Source organism: Streptomyces sp. NPDC001492 (assembly GCF_053597275.1).
Genome location: NZ_JBSFHW010000032.1, coordinates 11,733 through 36,641, shown reverse-complemented (window position 1 = coordinate 36,641; position 24,909 = coordinate 11,733). Strand labels below are relative to the sequence as shown.

Below are 24,909 nucleotides of genomic sequence, written 5' to 3'. Positions count from 1 at the left end.
TCTTCAGCTGCCGGGTCCTGCAAGCGCCCCTATAGGGGCGCGGGGAACTGCGCGACAAGCCACAACGACGCGGCAGACGGCCGACGACACACCGCGGCACACCCCGCGGAGCTAAAGCTCACGCAGCCGCTCAATGATCTCCCGCAGCAATGCGGGATCATCCGCGGCCCCGCCCGCAGCACCGCGCCCCGGCGCATCAACCCGCACAAGCCCGGCCTCGACCAGATCCCCCAGCAGCACGCGCAGCACCGTAAGCGGCAGATCCGCATCCGCAGCCAGCTCCACCACCGGCCGGGACCGACCCCGCACCAGGGCCAGCAGTGCCGCCCCGGCATGGTCGACTTCCGGCCGCGCCTCCCCGCCCACGGCAGTGACCCGCGCCATCAGATCGATGCGATGTCGCTCGGACGGCCGGGTCCGCCCCCGAGTGACGGTGTACGGCCGCACCATCGCCCCGGTCTCGTCCTCGTACCAGTGCTCGTCGCTCACGGCAGGGACGCCCGCGCCGCCACGCCCTCCTCCGCCAGCACCCCCTCCGGCAGGGTCACCATCGCCGTCGTCCCGCCGTACGGCGACGGGCCGAACGCCACCTCGATCCCGTGCCGGGCGGCGAGGCGCCCCACGACGTACAGCCCGAGCCGGTCGTGCCGGGTCGGATCGAAGCCGGCGGGATTCCTGATCGTCCGCTCCGCCTCCGCCAGCTGCCCGGCGTCGAACCCGAGCCCCCGGTCGTCGATCTGCAGGACGAAGCCGCCGTCGGCCCGTGCGCTGCGCATGGTCACACGGGTGTCCGGCGGCGAGAACACCGTGGCGTTCTCGACGAGCTCGGCGATCAGGTGAACCACGTCGGCGACGGCGTCCGCCGCGACGCCCACCGGCGGCATCGGCGGCACCTCGACCCGGGCGTACGCCTCGATCTCACCGACCGCGGAGGCGACGACGTCGGCGACGGCCACCGGCCGTCGCCATCTGCGGCCGGGCGCCGAGCCGGACAGGACGATCAGGTTCTCGGCGTGGCGCCGCATCCGGGTGGTGAGATGGTCGATGCGGAAGAGCTGTTCCAGCACGTCCGGGTCGTCCGTGCGCCGCTCCAGCGTGTCGACCAGCTTCAGCTGCCGGTGCACGAGCGACTGGTTGCGGCGGGCGATGTTGAGCAGCACCGCGGAGAGCCCGCGGCGCAGGTTCGCCTGCTGCACGGCCGCCTCGACGGCCGCGAGACGCGCGGCGTTGAAGGACCGCCCCACGTCCCCGATCTCGTCGGTGCCCGCCTCCCCGTCCGCGAGCGGCGGCGCCTCGGTGACCGCGTCCACGTCCTCGCCGGCGCTCAACCTGGCCATGACGTCGGGCAGTTGGCTGGTGGCCAGCAGATCGGCGGCATCCCGCAGCGTCTCGAGCCGCCGCGAGATCCGCCGCGCACCCCGCACCGCGAACCACAACGACAGCGCTACGGCGGCCAGCCCGACCACCCCGACCGCGGCGGCCCTGGCCAGCTCGCGGTGGGCGAACTCCCGCCCGCGCCCGGCGGAGTTCATGGCGGACCGGGTGCACAGCCGCATGTACTGCTTGACCGCCCGGTCGGTGGTGGAGCGCCAGGAGTCGGCCGCGACGGCGTCCCCGGCCCCGGCCGCTCCGGCCCGCAGCAGCGCGTCCTCGCTCGTCACCAGCTTTCGGTGCAGCTGCCCGCGCTGGAACCCCTCGAACAGCGCCCGCGAGTCGCCCGGCAGGTCGGGAACATACGTCCGCTCGAAGACCCGTCGGTCCTCGACGGTCGCCGTGAGCGTGTCGTACTGCCGGTCGGTCAGTGCCCCGGCGGCCCGCGCTCCGGCGACCAGCGCGTCCTCCCGCGAGACGAACTCCCGCACCCGGACGAGCTCGACGACGACCTGGGCCTCCCGCGCGAGCTGCCCGGCCTGCAGGGCGGTGAGCGCCGACTCGACGTCGAAGCCGGGTTCCACCAGTGCGCTGTACTCGCTCACCGCGCGGTCCCAGGAGATGTCCCGGGACAGCACCCGCTCCCGCAGCCCCTCCAGCCGGCCGGCTGCCGTGACCATGGCGTCCAGCGCCTCCCGCTGCCGGACCGAGAGCTCGTCGCGGTCCCCGGACCGGATCGCGTCGCGCATGGCGTCCACGGCCCGGTCCGTACGGCGCTGCTGTTCCAGCAGGCCGGCGACGGGCGGCGTACGGCTGTCCGTGCCCAAGTACGCGGCGGACAGCCGCCGTTCGATCTGGATCTGCCCGATCGCCGTGTCGACGGGGGTGCCGAACTCCTCGTAGACCCCCTGCACCCGGACGAGCGCGCGCAGCTCGCCGGTGACGGAGACCATGGCGAAGCTCCACAGCACCAGCAGGGCGAGTACGGGGGCGAACGCGAGCGCGACGATCCGGGCGCGGACCGTGGTGGGACGGCCGATGAGCCGGCGCATGCTCTCCCCCTGGAGTTACTCGCCAGTGCTACCCACGGGTAGCGAACGCCGCACAACCTACGGGACGCTCCGCCGGGACCGCAATGGCCACTTGAGCACCAGCAGCATCGCTGTCACCAGATAAGGCACCGCGAACACCGCGAACGCGGTGCTGTGTGCGGCTCTCGTCTCGATCGCCGCGTAGCCGCCGTACGCCGCGACCGTGGCCAGGTCGCTGCCCAGGCCCGCGACCGAGGTCAGGGTGGCCCGGCGCGCGTCGTCGATGCGCTGCTGGAGGCGGACGTCGGCCAGTACGGTCGCCAGCTGGAAGCCGCCGAACGCGAGGGCCAGCAGGACCAGGGCACCCGGGGTACGGGCCGCGGCGCCCACCGCCATGGCGAGGGCGGCCGCCGCGAGGACCGCCGCCAGTCCTGCCGTGCCCATCCGTTCCCAGGGCCCGGCCAGCAGGCCACCGGCGGTCGCTCCCGCCCAGATCAGCAGCAGCAGATACGGGACTGTCGTCTCGGCCACGCCGGTGTCCCGCACCAGCAGCGGCGTGTACTCGTCGAGCGCCTCCCACACGGCCCCCACCGCCGGGACGAGCAGCAGCGCTCCGCGCAGCGACCGGTCGCGGCGGACCGCGGTGAGCCCCTCCCGCAGGGTCGTGGACCAGGCCTCCGCATCGGCCTCCGGCACCGCCCGGTCCTCCGGGAACCGGGTCGCCGTCGCGGCGCTCGCCAGGCAGGCCAGCACGCTCGCCGCTCCTACGGCGGCGTAGCCGCCCCAGGCGAAGACGGGTCCGGCGAGCGCCAGAGCCGCCATGATCGCGACATGTCCGGCAGCCCGCGCCCGGCCCATGATCCTGGCGTACCGCTCGGCCGCACCGAGCCGTTCCAGTTCCTCGTACACCAGGGCCTCCAGCGCGCCGGAGCCGAGTGCTCCGCGCGCGCCCCACAGGACGAAGCCCAGGGCGAAGGCCCAGTACGAGGGAGTGAGCACCCACAGGGTGAAGCCGGCCGCGGTGAGCAGCGGGCCGAGCCAGAGCAGCAGCCGCCGGGAGACGGCGTCGGCCCAGGCTCCGGAGGGCACCTCCAGCACGACACCGGTGAGGGACCAGAGGGCGAAGAGGGAGGAGATCTGCCAGACGGACAGACCGGTGTCACTGAACAGCAGCGCGTACACCGGGTAGAGCAGGACGAAGTCGTCGAGGAACGCGTAGCCGTACAGCGTGGCCGTGAGCCGGCGGACGCCGGCGGTGACGGGCACGCGCGCAGGTGAGAGTGTCATGAGGCCTTCCCGCAGGGACGGATCGGATGCCGGAGGTACGGCGTCCGAGGCGGTCCTCGGGAGGCACGGCTGGTGGATCAATGTCGCCAGGTCATGGCACCGATGGTAGGCGCGTGCGGCGATTCCGTCCGGTGATTAGGTCGGTGACCCCGACGAGAAGCGGCGCAGCAGCGGCGACAGCACCAGCACGGACTTGGTGCGCTCGACGAAGGGCTCCCCCGCGATGCGCTCCAGGACCCGCTCGAAGTGCCGCATGTCGGAGGCGAAGACCTGCACGATCGCGTCCGCGTCACCGGTGACCGTGGAGGCGGCCACGACCTCCTGGTAGCGCTCAAGGCCCCGCCGGATGGTCTCCGGCGAGGTGTTGTGCCGGCAGTAGATCTCGACGAACCCCTCGGTCTCCCAGCCGAGCGCCCCCGGGTCCACCCGGACGGTGAAGCCGGTGATGGCGCCGGTGGCGCGCAGCCGGTCCACGCGCCGCTTCACGGCGGGCGCGGACAGGCCGACGAGCTGCCCGATGTCCGCGTAGGAGCGGCGGGCGTCCTCGGCGAGGGCGTGCACGATGCGTTCGTCGAGATCGTTCAGCACTGCTGGTGGTTCACTTCTCTGGAGTCGCGAGTACGTCTGGAGTCGCGAGCACTTCTCGCGTGGCAAGGCGGGAGCGGCGATAGCCGTATCCGAAGTAGAACACGAGCCCGACCGCCATCCAGACCCCGAAGACCACCCAGGTGACGGCGGACAGGCTACCCATCATCCAGACGCAGAAGGCGAAGCCCACGGCGGGCAGGACCGGGGAGAGCGGCACCCGGAAGGTGCGCGGCATGGTGGGCCGGGTCCGGCGCAGCACCACCACGGCGATGTTGACCAGCGCGAAGGCGAAGAGCGTGCCGATGCTGGTGGCGTCGGCGAGCTGGCCGAGCGGGATCGCGGCGGCGAGGACTCCGCAGAACAGGGAGACGATGACCGTGCCCGCGCGGGGCGCTCCGGTCTTCGGGTGGACCTTGCCGAACACCTTGGGGACCAGCCCGTCCCGGGACATCGCGAAGAGGATGCGGGTCTGGCCGTAGAGCACGGTCAGCACGACGCTCGCGATGGCGATGACGGCGCAGGCGGCGAGCAGGGTGCCCCAGAAGGACTGGCCGGTGACCTCGCGCATGATCTCGGCGAGCGCGGCCTCCGAGTCGTTGAACCGCCGCCAGGGCTTGGCGCCGACGGCGACGGCGGCGACGAGCACGTACAGCGCGGTGACGATCACGAGCGACAGCATGATGGCCCGCGGCAGGTCGCGCTGGGCGTTCTTGGCCTCTTCACCCGCGGTGGAGGCGGCGTCGAACCCGATGTAGGAGAAGAAGAGCGTGGCACCGGCGGCGCTCACGCCCGCCATGCCGAGCGGCATGAAGTGCTCGTAGTTCCCGGACCTGAAGCCCTGGATGCCGATGGCGCAGAACAGCACCAGCGCCGCGATCTTCACACAGACCATGATCGTGTTGGCGCGGGCGGACTCCCTCGCGCCGCCCAGCAGGAACGCCATGGCCAGCAGGACCACGATCAGCGCGGGCAGGTTGAAGATGCCGCCGTCGCCGGGCGGGGCGGACAGCGCGTCCGGGATGGTGACGCCTATGGTCCCGTCGAGCAGTTCGTTGAGGTACTCGCCCCAGCCGACGGCCACGGCGGCGACCGAGACGCCGTACTCCAGGACCAGACACCAGCCGCAGATCCAGGCGATCAGCTCACCCATGGTTGCGTATGCATACGAGTACGAGGACCCGGCGACCGGGATGGTACCCGCCAGCTCGGCGTACGAGAGGGCCGAGAAGAGCGCGGTCAGACCGGCGATCACGAAGGACAGGGTGACGGCGGGACCGGCCTTGGGCACGGCCTGGCCGAGGACCACGAAGATGCCGGTACCGAGGGTGGCACCAATACTGATCATGGTGAGCTGCCAGAGCCCGAGGGAGCGGCGCAGGGCCCCTCCCTCACCCTGGCCGCCCTCTGCGACCAGGCGTTCCACGGGCTTGCGACGCATGAGGCGCGCGCCGACGCCCAGGGACGGTGGAGCGTTCGTGGTGCGGTCCTGCGGGGGTGCGCCTTGATCGAGCACGCGCTGACTCCTTCGTCACTGCGGTCAGGGCGGCGGGGACCGGCGGCATCCCCGCGCGAGCAGGAACCCACCGAGCGGGGTCCCTGCCACGCCACGTACAGGGCATGACCCTACGGGGCATGCCTTCGCAGGCGAAATGCAGCAACCTTGCGCATGGCCGCAAGATCGTTGCGTTCATCCGGAGTGTGTGCCCATTCGTTGCGCATGAGCGGGCCGCTACAGCTTCTTGGTCAGGAAGACGCAGGGTTCGGCATACTCGTGGATCACACCGTCGCGACCCTCGTACGACCAGCGGGCGATGTAGCCGCGCAGAGGCCGGTAGCCGAGGCGCGTGTAGAGGGCGGCCGCGCGCCGGTTGTCCTCTGCCACGCCCACCCCGACGACCAACAGACCCCGCTCCCGGGCGAGTTCCTCCGCTGCGCCGATCAGGGCGGAGCCGATCCCGCGCGAGCGGAGTTCCTCGGGCCAGACACCCAGCGCGCCGATCTCCGGACAGCCGGTACTCGCGGCCAGCACCTCGGGGTCGTCGTTTCCGGTCCAGCGCATCTCCGCGTGCCCGACGGGCCGCCCGTCCAGCCAGGCGACGAGATATGCGGTCTCCCCCGCCTCCTGCCGCGTGAAGCGCCGGGCGTGGAACGAGGTGGCGCCGGGCGAAGGGATGTACTGGTCGAGCAGCGCCACATCGGCGGCCCGGCAGACGGTGATCTCCATGCAACCGACGGTAGAGCCCGGACATGCCGACGGCCCCCGATTTTCAACGGGGGCCGTCGGCAAGGGACTTGGCTCAGACCCAGCTGGCGTGCAGCGGCTTGCCCTCCGCATAGCCTGCCGCGCTCTGGATGCCGACCACCGCCTTCTCGGCGAACTCCTCCAGGGAGTTCGCTCCGGCGTAGGTGCAGGAGGAGCGGACGCCCGCGATGATCGAGTCGATCAGGTCCTCCACGCCGGGACGGGCCGGGTCGAGGAACATGCGGGAGGTGGAGATGCCCTCCTCGAACAGCGCCTTGCGGGCGCGGTCGTACGCCGACTCCTCCGACGTGCGGTTGCGGACCGCCCGCGCGGAGGCCATGCCGAACGACTCCTTGTACAGCCGGCCGTTGGCGTCCTGCTGAAGGTCGCCCGGGGACTCGTAGGTGCCCGCGAACCACGACCCGATCATCACGTTCGACGCACCGGCCGCCAGGGCCATGGCGACGTCGCGCGGGTGGCGGACACCGCCGTCGGCCCACACGTGCTTGCCGTACTTCTTCGCCTCGGCCGCGCACTCCAGGACCGCGGAGAACTGCGGCCGGCCGACGCCGGTCATCATGCGGGTGGTGCACATCGCGCCGGGGCCGACACCGACCTTGATGATGTCCGCGCCGGCCTCGATCAGGTCGCGCACGCCCTCGGCGGCGACGATGTTGCCGGCGACGATCGGGACCTGCGGGTCGAGGGCGCGGACCACCTTGATCGCGCTGATCATCGACTCCTGGTGGCCGTGCGCCGTGTCGATGACGAGCGTGTCCACGCCCGCGTCCAGCAGCTGCTTGGCCTTGCCCGCGACATCGCCGTTGATGCCGACGGCGGCGGCGATGCGCAGCCTGCCCTGCGCGTCGGTGGCGGGCGTGTACAGCGTGGCGCGCAGGGCGCCCTTGCGGGTGAGGATGCCGGCCAGCCTGCCGTCCTTGTCGACGGCGGGCGCGTAGCGGCGGTTGGCGTGGTCGAGCCGGTTGAACGCCTCACGGGGGTCGATGTCCGCGTCCAGGAGCAGCAGATCCCGGGACATCACGACCTCGAGCTGCGTGAAGCGGTCCACGCCGGTCAGGTCCTGGTCGGTGACGACGCCGACCGGCCGGCCGTCCTCGTCGACGACCACTCCGGCGTTGTGCGCACGCTTGGGCAGCAGGGCCAGCGCGTCGGCGACGGTCTGGTGCGGGGCCAGCACGATCGGGGTGTCCAGGACGTGGTGGCGGCTCTTCACCCAGGAGACGACCTCGGTGACGACCTCGATCGGAATGTCCTGGGGGATGACGACGAGGCCACCGCGCCGGGCCATCGTCTCGGCCATGCGGCGGCCGGCGATGGCGGTCATGTTGGCGACGACCAGCGGGATCGTGGTGCCCGTGCCGTCCGGGGAGCTGAGGTCCACACCCTGCCGCGAGCCGACCGCACTGCGGCTCGGGACCATGAAGACGTCGTCGTACGTCAGGTCGTACGCGGGCTGGATGTCGTTGAGGAAACGCACGTGCTGCACATCCCAGTCGATCAGAGGTGGCCCCCGGACAGGTCAGCCAGGGGGAAGAGCACGTACTTCATTGTCCCATGTCGACCGGAATGCGATGCACGGGCAGATCATCCAGGCTGGTCAGAGGGCCCCTCGGAGGAACCTCCAAGCCCTAGCGCGCCGCACCCCCGAGAGCCAGCGCCACACAGAGCCGGGGGGTACGGTCCGCCGCCTCGGCGAACACCTCCCGCGCGGTCTCCCACTCCCGCGGGCTCGCCTCGGCGTACGCCTGCCAGTTCCGCACGACGACCAGCAGCCCCTGCTCCACGGCGTCCCGGGGCCAGACGGTGTGGTCGCAGAGGCTGTCGGCCAGGGCGTCCCAGTTGCGTCCGAACCAGTCGGGCAGCTGCAGGGCACGGGCGGAGCGGTCCATCAGGCCGGCCTTGTCCGTGACCCCGTCGAGGTCCAGCGTGACCACGAGCTGCGTCATCTCAGTACCGCCCCGACCGAGTCGCGGCCATTCCTCCGACCACCCGTCAGATCCCGTCCGGGTCGGCCCTGTTGAGCGCCGGCTTCGGCGTCGGGCCCGCCGTCATCAGGACGTCCGCGGCCGACGTGTCCGTCACCAGGCTGGTGACGAGCCCGGAGCGCAGCACCGCGTCGATGGCGGACGCCTTGCGCGCCCCGCCCGCGATCGCGACGACCTCGGGGATACGGCGGAGCTGGTCGGCCTTGACGGTGATGCACCGCTCGCCGAGATCCCGGCCGACCCGGCGGCCCTGGGCGTCGAAGAGGTGCGCGGACATCTCGGCGGCGACACCGAGCGAGGCGTAGTGCGCGCGCTCCTCGTCGCTCAGCATGTCGTGCACCGTCGAGATGCCGGGCTCCCAGGAGCCGATGGAGACACAGGCGACCGTGACCTTGTCGAAGTACTCGAAGGCCCGGGCGATCCCGGTCTGGTTGCGCAGCGCGGCCGCGGTCGCCGCGTCCGGCAGCAGCATCGGCGCGTAGATGGGGTGGGCGTCGCCGCCGGAGACCTGGGCGGCGCGGCGCACGGCCTCCACGGAGCCGCGCTCGGCGGTCCCGGCGTCGTACACGCCCGTCAACTGCACCACCGTGCACGGCGGCAGCCGGTCCAGGGCCGCGGCCATGTGGATGGTGGAGCGGCCCCAGGCAAGGCCCAGCACATCGCCCTCGTTGACGAGTTCGCCGAGCAGGTCGGCGGCCACCTCACCGAGGTTCTCCGGGTCGGGGGTCTCCTCGGCCTCGGCCGGGGACTCCACCACGACGGCGTGCCTGAGGCCGTAGCGGGCGCGCAGCGCGTCCGAGCGCTCCGCGTCCAGCTCGGCCGGGACGCGGATCTCGATGCGTACGAGATCCCGTTCGAGAGCGGTCTCCAGCACCCGGGCCACCTTGAAGCGGCTGACGCCGAACTCCTCCGCGATCTGGATCTTGGACTTGCCCTCGAGGTAGAAGCGGCGGGCCATGGCCGCCGCCTGCACCAGCTCAGCGGGTCCCATCCGCACTGCTGACCGGCCCGCCGACATACCCGACACGGCGATCTCCTCACTGCTGTTCACACTCTGGATTCGCCGTTCATCCTTGCAGATTCGGCGCGCTTGATCCGCCCTGATGGGCGCCGTTCACGTTGTCTTGGTTCAGTGGTCGCACGCCCAGCTCGCCTGGGCGGTCACCGTCTCCGCCTGGGTGCGCAGTGCACGTACCGCCTGCGCCGGATCCTCCGCCCCGTACACCGCCGAGCCCGCGACGAAGACGTCCGCGCCGGCCTCGGCGCAGCGCTCGATGGTGGAGGCCGAGACGCCGCCGTCGACCTGCAGCCACAGCTCCAGGCCGTGCTTGCTGATCAACTCGCGGGTGCGGCGAATCTTCGGGAGCATGATGTCGAGGAACGCCTGCCCGCCGAAGCCCGGCTCAACCGTCATGATCAGCAGCATGTCGAGCTCGGGGAGCAGGTCCTCGTACGGCTCGATGGGCGTCGCGGGCTTGAGGGCCATGGAGGCGCGCGCGCCCTTGGCCCGGATCTCCCGGGCGAGCCGGACCGGCGCGGCGGCCGCCTCGACGTGGAAGGTGACGGAGGAGGCCCCCGCTTCGACGTACTGCGGGGCCCAGCGATCGGGGGCCTCGATCATCAGATGGCAGTCCAGCGGGGTGTCCGTCGCACGGGCCAGGGACTCTACGACCGGCACGCCGAGCGTGAGGTTCGGGACGAAATGGTTGTCCATGACGTCGACGTGGAGCCAGTCGGCTCCTTCGACCGCCTTCGCCTCGTCCGCGAGGCGGGCGAAGTCGGCGGACAGGATGCTGGGGCTGATCTGCGGGGCCATGACCCAAGCCTGCCATGTCCGGGCACGTTTGTTCGCGCCGGTCCAGACCTGGGCCGTTCAGCCCATGCCCGCCAGGGGCGGTCCGTGCCATGCTCGGTGGCCGATCGGCACCACGTAGGACTACGGGGGTCGCCATGAGGCAGCTCGACGTCTGGAAGCGGAACACCATCCGGTTCGTCTGCGGGCGGCGCTCCAAGTGGCTGGTCGTGGCCCTGTGGCTGGTGATTCTGGTGATCGCGGCGCCGTTCGGGGCGAAGCTGAACAGCGCCCAGGACAACGACGCCCAGTCCTGGCTGCCCGGCTCCGCGGAGTCCACCCAGGTACTCGACAGCTCCGAGCACTTCAGACCCGAGCAGATCCCGGCGGTCGTCGTCTACGCGCGCGCGAGCGGCCTGACCGTCCAGGACCGGCGGCAGATCGCCGAGGACGTCCGGCAGATCAAGGCGCTGCACGATCACGGCATCCGCGGCGCGGAGACCCGCGGGCCCGTCTACGACCGGCCGGCGGCACCGCGGGCCGCCCAGATCTCTGTGCCGATCACCATGGACGCGCGGGGCTGGCAGCGGATCGCGCCCGCCGTCGACTCCATCCGCCACCAGGTGGGCAGGGGCGGTGCCGGACTCGCGGTGCACATCACCGGGCCCGGCGGTACGTCGGCGGACTTCTCCAAGGCCTTCGAGGGCATCGACACGACGCTGCTGTTCTCCGCGATGGCCGTCGTGATCGTCATGCTGCTGCTGACGTTCCGCAGTCCGACGCTGCTGTTCGTGCCGCTGCTCGGTGTGGTGGCGGCGCTGTTCACCGCGCAGGCACTGATCTATCTCCTCGCCAGACACGCCGGTCTGACGGTCAACGGCCAGAGCGCCGGGATCCTCACGGTGCTCGTCTTCGGCGCCGGCACGGACTACGCCCTGCTGCTGGTCGCCCGCTACCGGGAGGAACTGCGCCGGCACGAGGACCGGCACGAGGCGATGGAGCTGGCGATGAACCGCGCGGGACCGGCCGTGATGGCCTCCGGTCTGACGGTCGTCCTGAGCATGCTGGTGCTGCTGGTCGCCGAGATGAACTCGACGCGGGGCCTGGGCCCGGTGGCGGCCATCGGCGTGACGATCGCCCTGCTGGCCATGCTCACGCTCTTCCCGGCCCTGCTGCTGGTCTTCGGCCGCTGGATCTTCTGGCCGACCGTCCCGCACTTCGGGTCCGCCGATCCGACCGAGCGCGGCCTGTGGGCCCGGATGGGCCGCCGTATCGCGCGCCGTCCGCGTCTTGTCTGGGGCGCCACGGCCGTGGTCCTCGTGGCCCTGTCCCTGGGCCTGTTCCAGCTGCGCGCGGCGGGGATCGCCAACGCGGACGCCTTCACCAACACACCGGACTCGATCGTCGGGCAGAAGGTGTCGGCGCGCTACTTCCCGGCGGGCACCGGCGACCCACTCGTGATCGTGTCCCACAAGGCGCAGGCCCCGCAGGTGGGCCGTGCCGTCGCCGCGGACCGCGGAGTCGTGCCGCAGAGCATCGGCGTACCGCCCGGCACCGCGCCCGAGCACAACGGGCAGGTGCTGTTCGAGGCGACCATGCGCGCCCCGGCCGACAGCGACGCGGCCAAGGCCACCGTGCAGCGGGTGCGCGACGCGGTGCACGCCGTGCCCGGCGCCGACGCCCGGGTGGGCGGCGGCACGGCCGCGCTGCTGGACATGGAGAACGCCCAGACCCACGACAACTACCTGGTCATCCCGCTGGTCCTGGCCGTCGTGCTGCTGGTGCTCGGCGTGCTGCTACGGGCCCTGGTGGCCCCGCTCCTGCTGATCGGGACGGTGGTGCTGTCCCTGGCCACGGCACTCGGGCTGAGCGCCCTGGCCTTCCGGTACGTCTTCGACTACGCGGGCGAGGACGTGGCCTTCCCGCTGTTCGTCTTCGTGTTCCTGGTCGCCCTGGGCATCGACTACAACATCTTCCTCACCACCCGCATCCGCGAGGAGGCCATGCGTCAGGGCACCCGACCCGGTGTGGTGACGGGTCTGGCCACGACCGGCGCGGTGATCACCTCGGCCGGACTGGTCCTCGCCGGCACGTTCGCCGCACTGGGCACCCTGCCGATGGTGGGCTTCGCGGAGATCGGCTTCGCGGTCGCGCTCGGTGTCCTGCTGGACACCTTCGTCGTCCGTTCCGTGCTGGTCACCTCCCTCTTCCTCGACGTGGGGAAGAAGGTGTGGTGGCCGCACCAACTGGCGCACCAGGACGGGGAGACCCACCCCCACGAAGCGGTCGGTGCGGGTTCTCGAATCCGCTGACCAATCGCACCTCGCCCACCTGCACCGATCAGCCGCGTCTCTGCCATGCGGCGAGGAGGCGCGTCGACCTGACACGCGACGCAGCTGTTGCCCTGGTCGGCCGCCCTCACGGAAGGTCCCCAGCCCTCCTCGTTGCGCCGCCCACCGGCGCCGTTCTCGTGCCGGCCCAAGGCGCGGAACATGGCGTGTGCCACCTCCCTCAGAAGCGGCCGCCAGCTCGCCGAGGCCAGTTCCCGATCGTCCAGCTCGACGAAGCCGAACATGTGGTCCACGACCTGCGCCACGAACTCTGCCCGGTTGCCGAAATGCCGGTACAGCGTCGCCGTACTCGAACCCAGGCGCTCGGGCAGAGCCCTCATTGGCAGCGCCTCCGCTCCCTCCTCGTCGACGATCCGGTCCCGTGGGACCGGCGGACGACCGGCAGCGCGGCGCACCAACTGATCCATCTCCTCGCTCAAGACCACCGTGGCCGTAACACGCGGGGGCTTCCACTTGACACGAAACTATATCGGTAACAGTGTAGCCATTATGAGTACCTGGTCTGAGCCCCAGCCCGATTCCCGGTTCGTCGAGGTGGACGGCCTGCGGATCCACTACAAGCGTGCTGGGCACGGCCCGGCGCTCGTGCTGCTGCACGGCAGCGCCTCATCCCTCCAGCACTTCGACCGCGCGACGGATCTGCTGTCGGATGCGTTCGATGTCATCCGTCCCGACCTGCCGGCGTTCGGACTGACGGGCCCGCGCAAGGACCGCGACTACCGCATCCCGGCGTACGCCGCGACGGTGGCGGGCTTCGCGGAAGCGCTGGGCGTGCCGCGCTACGCGTTGGCCGGCAACTCCCTGGGCGGCAACATCGCCTGGAACGTCGCGCTGGATCATCCGGAGCGGCTGACCGGCCTGGTGCTGGTCAATGCCACCGGCTACCCGGAGAAGACGGTGCCCGCGGGGATGCGCCTGACCCGCAACCCGCTGGTGCGGCCCCTGCTGAGGCGGGTGATGCCGCGCGGGGCCATCGAGCGCAGCCTGCGCGAGAGCGTCGGGCCGTATGCGCAGATCGTGGACGACGCCATGGTGGATCGCGCCCATCAGCTCATGAGCCGCCCCGGTAACCGCTCGGCCTTCGTCGACTTCTGCAACACCGACCAGCCGGACCGCAGCGCGCAGATCCCCCGCATCACGGTGCCGACGCTGGTGCTGCGCAGCGCGAGCATCGACGGCCAGCACTTCGCCCGCGACATCCCCGGTGCCCAGGAGCTCGTCCACCCTCACGGCGGACATCTGCTGCCGGAGGAGGAACCGCAGTGGGTCGCGGACGCGATCGCGAAGTTCCTCGGCTCCTGCACCGACACCCCCACGCACTGAGGGCAAGGAGGCCCGTTCCATGAAGTACTTCGTCGCCTCGGGCGAGGACCGCAAGCTCACCGCCGACTCGCGGGGGGCGCTGCGCGGCAGTTTCGTCGAGCTGTCCGACGGCGTCACCCACTACGAGTTGACGGGGCCCGAGGACGGGGATGTGGTCCTGATGGCGGGCGGTCTGACCATCCCGCTGTTCTACTGGGACGGCCTCGTCGGCGAGCTGCACGCCCGCGGGCTGCGCACTCTGGCCTGCAGCGCCTACGGCCGCGGCTACTCCGACCGGGTACCGGCGCGCTACGACGAGACGCTGTTCACACGGCAGCTGGCCGAGCTGACGGACCGGCTCGGCCTGACGGCGCGGCCCCTGCACCTGGTCGGCACCTCCATGGGCGCGCTGGTCAGCATGACGTACGCCGCCCAGTACCGCTCGTCGGTGTCCACGCTCACCATCGTCGGACCCGCCGGTCTCGCGAAACCGCGGTTGGCCTCCCCCGACCGGCTGCTGCGCAGCGATCTGCTGGCCGGGGTGGTCGCCCGCCGTCGCGGCCTTCAGCTGCTCCAGGGACACCTCGGGCACAACGTCCGCGACCCCGAGCTCGGCGCGAAGCTGACCGAGATGGTCCTTGACTCCTTCCGCTTCGAGGGCTCGCTGTACGCGGTCTTCGACACCCTCCAGCACCTGCCTCTCGCCGGCCGTGACGACCTCTTCCGGCGGACGGGAGCCCTGGGCATTCCGACGCTGCTGCTGTGGGGCGACGAGGACGACGTCACGCCGCTGACGCAGTTCGACACGGCGCGTGCTCTGCTGAAGCCACAGAAACGTCACGTAATTAACAAATGCGGACACATGGCCCCCTTCGAACGGCCTCGCGACGTCGCCGATCAGCTCGTCGCGTTCGTGTCCGCACGCACCGAAAGGCTCGACTCATGAACAGTCCGCAGGCCATCGACGTACTGATCATCGGTGCCGGTCCCTCGGGCTCCGCCCTGGCGATCGACCTCGTACGCCGCGGACTCGACGTCCGGATCGTCGACAGGTCCCCCCACGCATTCGACGGCTCGCGCGCCAAGGGCATCCAGCCCCGCAGCCTCGAAGTCCTCGAAGACCTCGGCGCTCTGGACGACGTGCTGGCCGGCGGCGACATCTATCCCAAGCTGGGGCTCCATGCAGGGCCCATCGGTGTGCCGTGGAAGATGTTCCCCCACAAAGAGGCGACCTCGGACGTCCCGTACCCGAACACCTGGCTGATCCCGCAGTTCCGCACGGACCGCGCCCTGCACGCCCGGCTCGGTGAGCTCGGCCGCGAGGTCGAGTTCGGCAAGGAACTGACCGAGCTGACGCAGGACGAGGACACGGTGGTCGCCAGGGTGGTGGGCGCGGACGGGGTCGAGGAGATCGTCGCCCGCTATGCCGTGGGGGCCGATGGCGGCTCCAGCGCGGTGCGCAAGCAGCTCGACATCGGTTTCGTGGGGACGACGGACGACGCCGACCGCGTGCTGATCGTGGACGCCTCCGTAAGCGGCCTGGCCCGCAACCGGTGGCACATGTGGCCCGGCCTCGGCGGCAAACTCATCGGCGCCTGCCCGCTCCCCCACAGCGACATGTTCCAGTGGATGATCCGGCTCACGCCCGACGAGAAGCCGCCCCAGGAGATCGGCGCCATCATCGACCGGATCCACTCCCACACCCGCAACCGGCACATCCAGCTCCACGAGATCCACTGGACGTCCGTGTTCCGGCCCAACATCCGCCTGGCGAAGCACTACGGCCGCGGACGTGTCTTCCTCGTCGGCGACGCGGCGCACGTCCACACGCCGGCCGGCGCCCAGGGCTTGAACACCGGTATGCAGGACGGCTACAACCTCGGCTGGAAGCTCGCCCAGGTCCTCGCCGGAGCCGACCCGGCCCTGCTGGACACCTACGAGGCCGAGCGGCAGCCGATCGCCGCCGGGGTCCTGGGTCTGTCCACGGAGAAGTGGGGCGGCATCGCCAAGCTGGACCCCTCCAGCATGAAGCGCGGCAAGGACGAGCAGCAGCTCTCCCTGACCTACTACGGCGGCCCGCTCGCCCCCGCCGACAGCGGCGGCACCAGCACGCTGCACGTGGGCGACCGCGCCCCGGACGCCCGACTGCTCACCGCTGACGGCGCCGAGATCCGCCTGTTCACCCTCTTGAAGGGACCGCACTTCACCGCCATCGCCTACGGCCCCGACGCTGCCCAGGACCTCGAACTCCTCGACTGGCCGACGACCGGCGCCCAGCTCAAGCGGCTCACGATCGGATCGGCCGCGGGCTTCTCCGACCCCCGGACCACGCTGCGCAGTGCCTACGGTCTGACCGGCGACACGCTGCTGCTGATCCGTCCCGACGGCTACATCGGGCACATCGCCACTCGGGATTTCCTCACCTCCACACAAGCCGCCGTGCGGGCAATGACGCCGCAGGCAAGGAGCCGCACCATGTCCCAGCCGAGCCACACCTCCCCCGGTTCGGGGGCCACTGAATGAGCCGCATACTGCTGCGCGGGGCGCAGGTCATCACGATGACGCCGGACCGGCCGGACGCCGAGCAGGTCGACATCCTCGTCGACGGCGAGACCATCGCCGCCGTCGGCGAAACCGTCGAGGCGCCCGACGCCGAGGTCGTCGACTTCTCCGGCCGCGTCCTCATCCCCGGCCTGGTCAACGCCCATCTGCACACCTGGCAGACCGCGCTGCGCTCCGCGGGCGCCGACTGGACGCTGATGGAGTACCTCACCCACCTGCACGGCGAGTGCGTCGGGCAGTACACCCCGGCCGACATGCACATCAGCAATCTCGCCGGCGCCCTGAACCAGCTCAACTGCGGTACGACCACCCTCGGCGACTGGTGTCACAACGCGCTGTCGCCCGAACATGCCGACGCGGCCGTGGAGGGACTGGTCCAGGCCGGGATCCGCGCGGTCTTCCTGCACGGCACGCCCTACCGGTCGCCGGACACACCCCACCCGCTCGCCGAGATCGACCGGCTGCTCGACGGCCCCGTCCGCGACCACGCCCTCCTCACCCTGGGCCTGGCCCTCCAGGGGCCGCAGTACTCCTCCCCCGAGACCGCGGTGGCCGACTTCCGGGCCGGCGCGGAACGCGGCCTTGTCGTCTCGATGCACCAGAGCGGCGGCGAACCCTCACCCGGCTGGGAAGCCGTGCGCAACGCCGGACTGTTCAGCCCCCTGACCAACGTCGTGCACGGAGCCGACCTGCCCGACGACTGGACCAAGACGCTCGTCGAGACAGGGGTCACCTTCACCGCCACCCCGGAGAACGAACTGGGCCAGGGACACGGCACACCCATCACCGGATCCCTGCTGCGCCTGGGCGCGGCGCCCTCCTTGGGCACCGACATCGACACCGCCGTACCCGGCACGGTGCTCACCGCCGCCCGGATCGCTCTGGCCCACCAGCGCAGCCTGGACCACGCCCACCACCGGCAGACGACCGGCATGTACGCCAACACACCATCCGTCACCAGCAAACAGGCGCTTGCCTGGGCCACGGTCGAAGGAGCGAAGGCGCTGGGCCTGACGGACAAGGTGGGCCGGATCGAAGCGGGCATGCAGGCCGACCTGGTCGCCGTCGACGCCCGGGCGCTCAACCTGTGGCCGGCGCACGACCCCATCGCCACGGTCCTGCACGCCGACATCGCCAACATCGAAGCCGTGATGGTCGCCGGCACCTGGCGCAAACGCGATCACGTCCTGCTCGCATCCGGCCTCGACGAGGTCAAGGACCGGCTACGCGAGTCCGGAGAACGGCTGTTGCGCGGCATCCGGCCCGCGGACTCTCCCGGCTGACCTACCGCAACGGCCCCCACGTATGAACCGCGCGCCGACGCGCACGACACCCCGTCCTCGTCGGCGCGAGGGCCACGCGCCCGCAGAGCCGCACACCGCGGCCTCGTTCCCCAGCAAGAAAGTGCCGTGAGCAGCCCCATGCCGACTACCGCGGGCATGCCCCGCGACGCCCTGCACCAGGAGCAGATCATCCAGGCGGCCATCGCCCTTCTGGACGAGGGCGGCATCGAGGGTCTGACCATGCGAAGACTCGGCAGCCGACTCGGCATCACCGCGGCGGCACTCTACTGGCACGTCAAAAGCCGACACGATCTGCTCCTGCTGGCCGCCGACACCGTCTGGGGCCAGACACCTCTGCCCGCTCTCGACGGCCTCACATGGCGTCCGGCCCTCCTGGCCATGGCCGACAACCTGCGTTCGATGCTTCTCAGGCACCCCTGGCTGCTGGCCGCCATGACCATCCAACCTCTCGACGGCCCGGCCAGGGACCGCCATGACGCGCACCTGCTCGCGGTCTGCGAGGCATCCGGCCTCACCAGGCGGGAAGCCGAACAAGCCGCCCAGAGCGTCGCCACGTTCGCGATCGGCGCCGCCCTCGCAGCCACCCCCCGCCCGCATGTGTCCTTCGGACTGCAGTCGCTTGTCGACGGCGTCGAAGCCAGGCTTGCCGCCCGTACCTGACCGGTGTCCTACCAGGAGTTCGGAAGCAGCTGCCGGCCGGTGTGCAACACCGCTCCCGAACAGCGGGGCGAGGGCTCGCCCGACGTCGGCTGAAGATCGCCTCCCACCCGCTCAGGAGGCCGCGGACCGCACGATGACGCGGGCCGCGGCACGCCCCTCGGGAGCGGGGACAAGCGGGTAGGCATGGACCGCACCGTCGCACACGATGACATTCACGGCCGCCCCCTCCTCAGCAGCCCGTTCTTCCAGGCGCCGGACGTCCGGGAAGAACAAGTCGCGCGTGCCGATGTAGATGTCGATGGGCGCCAGGGGGGCAAGCGGGCCATTGACGGGACTGAGCCGGGGTTGGGCGGGGTCGTCCCCGCCTGCCCAGCCACGTCCGGCCGCGAGCAGGCGGCTGGTGGTGAGAAACGGATCTCGGGCTTCGACCTCGGGAATCGCGGGGTTGGTCAGCGTCAGATCCAGCCAGGGGGAGATCAGTACCACTCGGGCCGGCTGGGGAAGACCCGAGTCGGCCAGGCTCTGCGCCACGCCCAGAGCCAAGCCCGCGCCGGCGGAGTCGCCCATGATCGTGACCTGGCCGGCGTCCAGGTCACTGAGCAGGTCGCGGTAGAGGGCAGTGACGAAGGGATAGGCGTCACGGTAGGTGTACTTCGGCGCCAGCCCGTACTGCGCCACCTCGACTCGTACACCGGCATCCGCAAGCTGCGAGATCAACTGCCAGTGCTGGGGCACCATGTGGCTGATGTAGGCGCCGCCGTGCAGATAGACGACCGCTCGTTCCGCCCGGCGCCCGCGCGGACTGACGGTGCAGCATTCGAAACCGTCGATGCTGCGCGATCTCACGTCGTGCCGCTGTACCAGTTTGGCGGGCGGACGAGGCGGCTCCTTCGATGCAGCCACGGAGTCAGGGGCCGTCCTGCGTTTTCGGGTCAACCGCAGGTATGCGGCGACTACGTGCATATGGGGACTGCTCATGTCCGGCTCTCCTTCTTGTCACCGCGATGCCGTCCGCATCGCGGAGGTTGTCTCATAGGCAGGACCGGTCTGACGAGCCCTGCGTCGTAGGCGAAAGCCACCGCCTGGACGCGGGTCCGGCACCGATCTTGGCAAGGATGCTGCTGACGTGTGACTTGCTCGTGCGGTGAGCGCGGTCCCGAGTACGCCCTACTCGTGTGCGATGTGTGCGCGGTGTTCGGCGAGCACGTCCAGTCCGAAGTCGGAGGTCAGGTCACGCCACACCGAGTGGGCGTGGTTGGCGTACCGCTGTGTGTTGTCGTACTCGATCAGGACGCGAGGGTCCTGCACCCGGTAGTAGTGCGGTTCCCCGGCGTCCGTGCTGCCCGCCCAGCCGAAATGCACCGCGTCGAGGACGGTGTCGGAGGCGTAGTGGGTGTCGTAGGCGTCGGCGAGGAACTCGGGTGCCCGTCCGGTGTAAAGGCTGACGAGCCGGCGCAGCAGGTGCCGCTGCTCCTTGTTCAGGTCGCGACCGCTGATGCCTTTGGGGGGAATCGTGATGGCCACGCGCGCGTGATCGTTCTCGGTGTATCCGCTGCCCGCTTCCGCCCGGCGGTCGATGTCGTCGACGAGCCGGTCCAGCTCGGGGTCGGCGAACCGGCCGCGCCACAGGTCCTGCATGTGCATCATCGTGTCGCCGTGTTCGACGCGTGGGCGGTTGCCGGAGACGATGTCCGAGACCGCGGACGGGTGGAGCAGGGCGCTTCGGAGTTGGCCCGTGTCCAGACTGCGGACCAGTTGACGGGCCGTCTCCTCAGGGCCTTGCAAGGGCCGCAGGGTGCCACCGATCAGCTCGGTCGTGGCCGGGTCGGCACCGATGAAGCAGGGGGTCGTGGAGACGAGCCGACCGGCGACGACGAGGTTGTTCAGGGAGATGTGGTGGCCGCCGAACCGCCATGCCCAGACACGGTCGCCGGGGCGGCCGAAGATCCTCAGCCAGTACAGGCCGGGGTCCCGTCCGCGCTGCCGGCCCCAGTGGACCCGCCACCCTTCCAACTGGTCCAGGACGTTCTCCAGTCCCATCACGGTGGTGACCGTGGCGTAGCCCCGGACGGACAGTCCGGTGGCCACCAGCCGCATGGCCAGGCTCTGTTGGCGGGCGTTCTGGTCCCGGACGGCGAGCCCGCCGTGGTCGGTGGGGGTGTAGAACCAGCGCAGCCGCTCGGCCTCCGCATCGGGCTGGAGCGGGGAGTCGTAGGCGGCGAGCGGGAGTTGGTCCTCGCTCAGGCTGTTCAGCCAGGCGGTGGCAGCATCGGCCATGGCGGCCGCCGTCTTCTCCCGCCCGGCTGCCAGGACGTCGGGCACGGTGCCCTCTCGGTCACCGGTCACGGGTGGACTCCGGGTCCTCGGAGATGTCCAGCATGACCTTGATGGCATTGCCCCGGCGCTCGGCGTAGGTGTCGAACGCCTCGGCGACGTCGGACAGCCCGAAATGGTGGGTGACCAGTTCCGCGGTGCGCAGCCGACCCCGGGCGGCCAGGCCCACGGCGCGGGTCACCGAACCGGTGCCCTCGCCGCGGACCGTCTGGATCGAGATGCCGTTCATCACGGCGTGGTTGAGGTCGGTCTGTACGGGCTTTTCGAAGAAGCCGACGAGGACGACCTTCCCGGATCGCTTGGCCATGTGGAGGGCGTCGTCGACCGCGCTCGGGGCGCCGGAGCACTCCAGGACGATGTCGGCGCCGATCCCGTCGGTCGCGTCCCGGACCGCCGCAACCGCGTCCTCCATACGGGAGTTGACGACCAGGTCCGCGCCGAATGACTTGCCGATGGCGAGCCTGGCTTCCCGCGTGCCGGCCAGGGCTACGGTCCTGGCCCCGAGTTCACGTGCCACCTGTACCGCGAGCAGACCTATCGGTCCGGGGCCGATCACCGCGACCGTGGATCCGACGAGCAGGGTGTCGAGCACGTCGAAGGCGTGCATCACGGTGCCCACGGTGGTGAGGACGACCGCGGCGTCGAAGTCCACGGTGTCCGGCAACCGGTGGAGGGTCGCCACGTGGTTGAGCGCGTACTCCGCGAACCCCCCGTTGACGGTCATCCCCTGCACGCGGTGCCCGGTGTGCCGCAGGCCGTAGTTGAGGCAGTCCGTGTAGGCCCCGGCCAGGCAGTTGGCGCAGCGCATGCAGCCGCGGTGGGCTTCCGTCACCACCCGGTCGCCGACCCGGAGCTCGTCCACGGCGCTGCCCACCGCGGCGACGACGCCGGCGTACTCGTGGCCGGGTACGAACTCGCCCGCGGCCGGGCCGCCGTCCTTGAAGAAGTGCCGACTGCGGATCTTCAAGTCCGTTCCGCACAGGGACGCCCTGCGGACGTGCACCAGAACGTCTTCCGGTCCCACCTGCGGCACGGGCAGCGTCGTGACAGCGAGAGTGCCGGGCTCGGCAAGGACCGCGGCCCGCATGGTTTCCGGCAAGGGCATAGGGGCCTCCAGTTACGGCCATGAACATGCGTCGGAAATCGAACCGAAACGGCCCTGTTCCCCACCTCATCTTGCACGCCGGCAACGCCTATTCCCTCTTCGCGGCGCATAGGCATCCCTTATGCATGGCGCGAGAGATTCCTATTGGAGACCCATGACGACCTCGTGGCAGTGTCAGTTGGAAACGACGAACGGGGCCACCGCCCAAGGAGCGAAGCTGTGGATCTGGGAATTTCGGGCAAGACCGCGCTCGTACTGGGGGGAGGTGGGGGTCTCGGCGGAGCGATCGCCCAGGCCCTCGCGGCGGAAGGCGCCGCTGTCGCCGTCGCGGACATCAGCCCGCAGGCCGCAGAGAGCACCGCCGAGGCGGTGGCCGACGCAGGCGGGAAAGCCGTGCCCCTGGAATGGGATCTGACGGACCTGGACGCGATCGACCAGCACATCGCGGCAGTCGAAGGCGCGCTCGGTCCCGTGGACATCCTGGTCAACAACACGGGAGGGCCTCCGCCCTCGCCCGTTGCGGGGCAGGACCCTGAACTCTGGCTGCGGCACTTCCAGTCCATGGTGCTGTCCGTCATCGCGATCACGGACAGGGCCGTGCCGCTGATGCGGAGCCGCGGCTGGGGCAGGATCATCACCAGCACCAGCTCGGGGGTGATCGCCCCCATCCCCAACCTGGGGCTGTCGAACGCCTTGCGGGGCAGCCTGCTCGGCTGGTCCAAGACGCTGGCCCGGGAAGTCGCGGCCGAGGGTGTCACCTGCAACGTGGTCGTTCCGGGACGGATCGGCACCCAGCGGACCAAGTTCCTCGACCAGGCCAAGGCCGATCGGGAGGGCAGGTCCGTCGCGGAGACGTCCGCCGAGAGCGTCGCGTCGATCCCTGTGGGCCGCTACGGCGAACCGCGGGAATACGCCGCCGCCGTCGCCTTCCTCGCAAGCGTCCAGGCCTCTTACATCACAGGTTCGGTCATTCGCGTCGACGGCGGACTCATCGCCAGCCTCTGAAAAAGACATCGGACTTCTGAGGAGGTAGAACAATGGCACCCCTGGACCGCAACACAAAGGGTGTTTTCGCCATCGCACCAACGCCCTTCGACGAGGAAGGCGCAATCGATGTCGACTCACTCAGCCGACTCGTCGACTTCTATGAAGACGCCGGCGTCACCGGACTGACCCTCCTGGGCCAGATGGGCGAAGCACCCAAGCTGTCCCACGAGGAAAGCGTGCGTATCGTCCAGCACGTCCTCAAGCGCACCGATCTGCCGATCGTCGTGGGTGTCTCCGCACCCGGCTACGCCGCCATGCGGGCTCTCACGGTCGACGTCATGTCAGCCGGCGCCGGCGGCGTCATGATCGCCCCGCCGAACACGCTGCGTACCGACGACCAGATCGTGAGCTACTACGAGGGAGCGGCGGACGCCATCGGCGCGGACGTGCCGTTCGTGATCCAGGACTATCCGCTGTCGTTCTCCGTCGTCATGTCCCCTGCCGTCATCGCCCGCATCGCGAACGCCGCGCCGGGGTGCGTGATGCTCAAGCACGAGGACTGGCCGGGCCTGGAGAAGATCAGCGCACTCCGGCAACTCGAAGCCGACGGAGCGATGCCCCGCCTGGCGATCCTGTGCGGAAACGGCGGCCTCTTCCTGGACTTCGAGACAGAACGCGGAGCCGACGGAGCGATGACGGGCTACTGCGTTCCTGAGCTCCTCGTCGACGTGGTGCGCCACACCACGGCCGGCGACCGTGACGCCGCCCATGACATCTTCGACGCCCACCTGCCCCTGCTGCGCTACGAACAGCAGCCGGGCATCGGCCTGGCCGTGCGCAAGTACGTCATGAAACGCCGCGGAATCCTGGCCTCCGACACCCAGCGCAAGCCCGGTGCCGTGCTGTCGGCGCGTGCCCGTACCGAGGTCGACTACCTGCTGTCCCGACTCACTCGCAAGGACAGCAGGGTCGCACTCATGGCATGAGGCACCTGCGTGCCGTGCCGACTGATCCTGAACCACACCGGATGTGTGGTCACAGCACGAGCACCGGGCAGCGCTCGGCCGAGTAACTTGATCACATGCAGCTACGTCAGCTGGAGTACTTCCTCGCGGTCTGGGAGGCGGGCTCCTTCAGCGGAGCGGCTGCGCGGCTCTATGTCACGCAGCCTTCGCTGTCCCAGCAGATCGGTGCCTTGGAGAAGGAGCTGGGCGCGGTCCTGCTGGAGCGGGGCCGGCAGGGGGTGACGCTGACTCCCGCGGGCCGTGTCTTTCTGCCCCGAGCACAGAACGTCGTCCGTGCGGTGCAGGACGCGCAGGACTCGGTGCGCGAGGTGGTGGAGGGCCGTCAGGGCGACGTCCACGTCCTGACCGTACGGTCCGTCGCCTCGGGGATCCTGCCGCCGTCCGCGGCGCGCTGGCACTCGACGTACCCCTCCACCGTGCTGAGACTGCACGACTACTCCCACCGCCGGGACCTCGAAGAGGCCATGCGCAGTGGCCAGGGCGACATCGCGGTCGGCCCACGGCCCGACCCGTGGGAGGGACCCGTCATCTCCCTGGGATACGAGGAGATGGTGCTGACCGGCTCGGCCGAATACCCGGCGGGGACAGCGGCCGATCCGGCCGAACTGGCGGCTGCCGACTGGGTGCTCTACGAGCAGGAACAGGGCATGAGCGAGGTGGTGGACCGCCTGGCAGGACACCTCGGGTTCACGCCGCGCGCCGTCGCACGTACGGGCCAGGTCTCCGCAGCGCTCCTGTTCGCGGTCGAGGGGATCGGTGTGACGGTGACACCGGAGAACGCGGTGCCGCTGCGCTGGTCGAGGCACGCCCGGCGGATCGGGCCCGGCTGTTTCCGGGAGTTGGTGGTGTTCAGCAGGAAGCTCCCCTCCCAACTGGCCGAGCGGTACCGGGACATGCTCACCACTGTGGAGTTGCCGCTGACCGCGGAGCGGGATCTGCCCGAAGGAGCACTCCGCTTCTAA

The 24,909-nt window shown here is 70.4% G+C and carries 22 protein-coding genes and 1 pseudogene; 9 read left to right on the top strand and 14 right to left on the bottom strand.

The annotated features are described in order from the left end of the window. Positions 1–111 precede the first annotated feature (111 nt). The 10 genes from ACWC1K_RS33380 to rpe form a co-directional block, all read right to left on the bottom strand. Positions 112–489, bottom strand: coding sequence for a DUF742 domain-containing protein (locus ACWC1K_RS33380; protein WP_450836670.1), 378 nt, complete (start codon positions 487–489; stop codon positions 112–114). Next, complete coding sequence (locus ACWC1K_RS33375; protein ID WP_450836669.1) at positions 486–2,423, bottom strand: nitrate- and nitrite sensing domain-containing protein; 1,938 nt, start codon at positions 2,421–2,423, stop codon at positions 486–488. The genes ACWC1K_RS33380 and ACWC1K_RS33375 overlap by 4 nt, the downstream gene beginning before the upstream one ends. Before the next feature lie 57 nt (positions 2,424–2,480). Continuing rightward, on the bottom strand, positions 2,481–3,689 hold the full coding sequence (locus ACWC1K_RS33370) for an MFS transporter (RefSeq protein WP_450836668.1): 1,209 nt from the start codon (positions 3,687–3,689) through the stop codon (positions 2,481–2,483). 135 nt (positions 3,690–3,824) lie between these two features. Continuing rightward, positions 3,825–4,277, bottom strand: coding sequence for an Lrp/AsnC family transcriptional regulator (locus ACWC1K_RS33365; protein WP_450700125.1), 453 nt, complete (start codon positions 4,275–4,277; stop codon positions 3,825–3,827). A gap of 10 nt (positions 4,278–4,287) precedes the next feature. Further along, positions 4,288–5,790, bottom strand: coding sequence for an amino acid permease (locus ACWC1K_RS33360; protein WP_450836667.1), 1,503 nt, complete (start codon positions 5,788–5,790; stop codon positions 4,288–4,290). Positions 5,791–6,006: 216 nt separating this feature from the next. Further along, on the bottom strand, positions 6,007–6,501 hold the full coding sequence (locus ACWC1K_RS33355) for a GNAT family N-acetyltransferase (RefSeq protein WP_450836666.1): 495 nt from the start codon (positions 6,499–6,501) through the stop codon (positions 6,007–6,009). Between the two features lie 73 nt (positions 6,502–6,574). After that, on the bottom strand, positions 6,575–8,017 hold the full coding sequence (locus ACWC1K_RS33350) for a GuaB1 family IMP dehydrogenase-related protein (RefSeq protein WP_450836735.1): 1,443 nt from the start codon (positions 8,015–8,017) through the stop codon (positions 6,575–6,577). A 151-nt stretch (positions 8,018–8,168) separates the two neighbouring features. Then, a complete protein-coding gene (locus ACWC1K_RS33345) occupies positions 8,169–8,486 on the bottom strand; it encodes a barstar family protein (RefSeq protein ID WP_450836665.1) in 318 nt (105 codons plus the stop codon). A 46-nt stretch (positions 8,487–8,532) separates the two neighbouring features. Then, entirely contained in the window at positions 8,533–9,576 is a 1,044-nt protein-coding gene (locus ACWC1K_RS33340; protein WP_450836664.1) for a sugar-binding transcriptional regulator, read from the bottom strand. 78 nt (positions 9,577–9,654) lie between these two features. Continuing rightward, entirely contained in the window at positions 9,655–10,341 is a 687-nt protein-coding gene (rpe, locus tag ACWC1K_RS33335; RefSeq protein WP_450836663.1) for a ribulose-phosphate 3-epimerase, read from the bottom strand. Positions 10,342–10,475: 134 nt separating this feature from the next. On the opposite strand from rpe, the gene ACWC1K_RS33330 reads away from it, so the two are divergent. Beyond that, a complete protein-coding gene (locus ACWC1K_RS33330; protein ID WP_450836662.1) occupies positions 10,476–12,629 on the top strand; it encodes an MMPL family transporter in 2,154 nt (717 codons plus the stop codon). A gap of 287 nt (positions 12,630–12,916) precedes the next feature. Here the strand turns inward: ACWC1K_RS33330 and ACWC1K_RS33325 are convergent. Beyond that, positions 12,917–13,075, bottom strand: a pseudogene (locus ACWC1K_RS33325) (TetR family transcriptional regulator); the annotation flags it as partial. Between the two features lie 82 nt (positions 13,076–13,157). On the opposite strand from ACWC1K_RS33325, the gene ACWC1K_RS33320 reads away from it, so the two are divergent. From ACWC1K_RS33320 to ACWC1K_RS33300, 5 genes are all read left to right on the top strand, one after another. Then, positions 13,158–13,991 (top strand): alpha/beta fold hydrolase, encoded by an 834-nt coding sequence (locus ACWC1K_RS33320; RefSeq protein ID WP_450836661.1) that lies wholly within the window; start codon positions 13,158–13,160, stop codon positions 13,989–13,991. Positions 13,992–14,010: 19 nt separating this feature from the next. Beyond that, complete coding sequence (locus ACWC1K_RS33315; protein WP_450836660.1) at positions 14,011–14,916, top strand: alpha/beta fold hydrolase; 906 nt, start codon at positions 14,011–14,013, stop codon at positions 14,914–14,916. Continuing rightward, positions 14,913–16,493 carry an FAD-dependent oxidoreductase gene (locus tag ACWC1K_RS33310; protein ID WP_450836659.1) on the top strand — a complete coding sequence of 527 codons (1,581 nt, stop codon included), beginning with the start codon at positions 14,913–14,915 and terminating at the stop codon, positions 16,491–16,493. The genes ACWC1K_RS33315 and ACWC1K_RS33310 overlap by 4 nt, the downstream gene beginning before the upstream one ends. After that, positions 16,490–17,815, top strand: a complete 1,326-nt coding sequence (locus tag ACWC1K_RS33305) for an amidohydrolase family protein (RefSeq protein WP_450836658.1) — start codon at positions 16,490–16,492, stop codon at positions 17,813–17,815. The genes ACWC1K_RS33310 and ACWC1K_RS33305 overlap by 4 nt, the downstream gene beginning before the upstream one ends. A 126-nt stretch (positions 17,816–17,941) precedes the next feature. Further along, a complete protein-coding gene (locus tag ACWC1K_RS33300; protein ID WP_450836657.1) occupies positions 17,942–18,496 on the top strand; it encodes a TetR/AcrR family transcriptional regulator C-terminal domain-containing protein in 555 nt (184 codons plus the stop codon). A gap of 111 nt (positions 18,497–18,607) precedes the next feature. Here ACWC1K_RS33300 and ACWC1K_RS33295 read toward each other — a convergent pair whose 3' ends face one another. From ACWC1K_RS33295 to ACWC1K_RS33285, 3 genes are all read right to left on the bottom strand, one after another. Beyond that, entirely contained in the window at positions 18,608–19,342 is a 735-nt protein-coding gene (locus ACWC1K_RS33295) for an alpha/beta hydrolase fold domain-containing protein (protein WP_450836656.1), read from the bottom strand. Positions 19,343–19,663: 321 nt separating this feature from the next. After that, positions 19,664–20,842, bottom strand: coding sequence for a DUF3500 domain-containing protein (locus ACWC1K_RS33290; RefSeq protein WP_450836655.1), 1,179 nt, complete (start codon positions 20,840–20,842; stop codon positions 19,664–19,666). Further along, complete coding sequence (locus ACWC1K_RS33285; protein WP_450836654.1) at positions 20,832–21,935, bottom strand: zinc-dependent alcohol dehydrogenase; 1,104 nt, start codon at positions 21,933–21,935, stop codon at positions 20,832–20,834. The genes ACWC1K_RS33290 and ACWC1K_RS33285 overlap by 11 nt, the downstream gene beginning before the upstream one ends. Before the next feature lie 219 nt (positions 21,936–22,154). Here ACWC1K_RS33285 and ACWC1K_RS33280 point away from each other — a divergent pair, with 219 nt between their 5' ends. The 3 genes from ACWC1K_RS33280 to ACWC1K_RS33270 all read left to right on the top strand — a co-directional run bounded on the left by ACWC1K_RS33280 (position 22,155) and on the right by ACWC1K_RS33270 (position 24,909). After that, complete coding sequence (locus tag ACWC1K_RS33280) at positions 22,155–22,940, top strand: SDR family oxidoreductase (RefSeq protein ID WP_450836653.1); 786 nt, start codon at positions 22,155–22,157, stop codon at positions 22,938–22,940. Positions 22,941–22,972: 32 nt separating this feature from the next. Continuing rightward, positions 22,973–23,908 carry a dihydrodipicolinate synthase family protein gene (locus tag ACWC1K_RS33275; RefSeq protein WP_450836652.1) on the top strand — a complete coding sequence of 312 codons (936 nt, stop codon included), beginning with the start codon at positions 22,973–22,975 and terminating at the stop codon, positions 23,906–23,908. Between the two features lie 95 nt (positions 23,909–24,003). Then, positions 24,004–24,909 carry a LysR family transcriptional regulator gene (locus tag ACWC1K_RS33270; protein WP_450836651.1) on the top strand — a complete coding sequence of 302 codons (906 nt, stop codon included), beginning with the start codon at positions 24,004–24,006 and terminating at the stop codon, positions 24,907–24,909.

Coding starts and splice junctions, on each gene's coding strand:
- ACWC1K_RS33375 (WP_450836669.1), bottom strand. CDS start 2,423: ATGCGCCGGCTCATCGGCCGTCCCACCACGGTCCGCGCCCGGATCGTC.
- ACWC1K_RS33370 (WP_450836668.1), bottom strand. CDS start 3,689: ATGACACTCTCACCTGCGCGCGTGCCCGTCACCGCCGGCGTCCGCCGG.
- ACWC1K_RS33355 (WP_450836666.1), bottom strand. CDS start 6,501: ATGGAGATCACCGTCTGCCGGGCCGCCGATGTGGCGCTGCTCGACCAG.
- ACWC1K_RS33345 (WP_450836665.1), bottom strand. CDS start 8,486: ATGACGCAGCTCGTGGTCACGCTGGACCTCGACGGGGTCACGGACAAG.
- rpe (WP_450836663.1), bottom strand. CDS start 10,341: ATGGCCCCGCAGATCAGCCCCAGCATCCTGTCCGCCGACTTCGCCCGC.
- ACWC1K_RS33330 (WP_450836662.1), top strand. CDS start 10,476: ATGAGGCAGCTCGACGTCTGGAAGCGGAACACCATCCGGTTCGTCTGC.
- ACWC1K_RS33320 (WP_450836661.1), top strand. CDS start 13,158: ATGAGTACCTGGTCTGAGCCCCAGCCCGATTCCCGGTTCGTCGAGGTG.
- ACWC1K_RS33315 (WP_450836660.1), top strand. CDS start 14,011: ATGAAGTACTTCGTCGCCTCGGGCGAGGACCGCAAGCTCACCGCCGAC.
- ACWC1K_RS33310 (WP_450836659.1), top strand. CDS start 14,913: ATGAACAGTCCGCAGGCCATCGACGTACTGATCATCGGTGCCGGTCCC.
- ACWC1K_RS33305 (WP_450836658.1), top strand. CDS start 16,490: ATGAGCCGCATACTGCTGCGCGGGGCGCAGGTCATCACGATGACGCCG.
- ACWC1K_RS33285 (WP_450836654.1), bottom strand. CDS start 21,935: ATGCCCTTGCCGGAAACCATGCGGGCCGCGGTCCTTGCCGAGCCCGGC.
- ACWC1K_RS33275 (WP_450836652.1), top strand. CDS start 22,973: ATGGCACCCCTGGACCGCAACACAAAGGGTGTTTTCGCCATCGCACCA.
- ACWC1K_RS33270 (WP_450836651.1), top strand. CDS start 24,004: ATGCAGCTACGTCAGCTGGAGTACTTCCTCGCGGTCTGGGAGGCGGGC.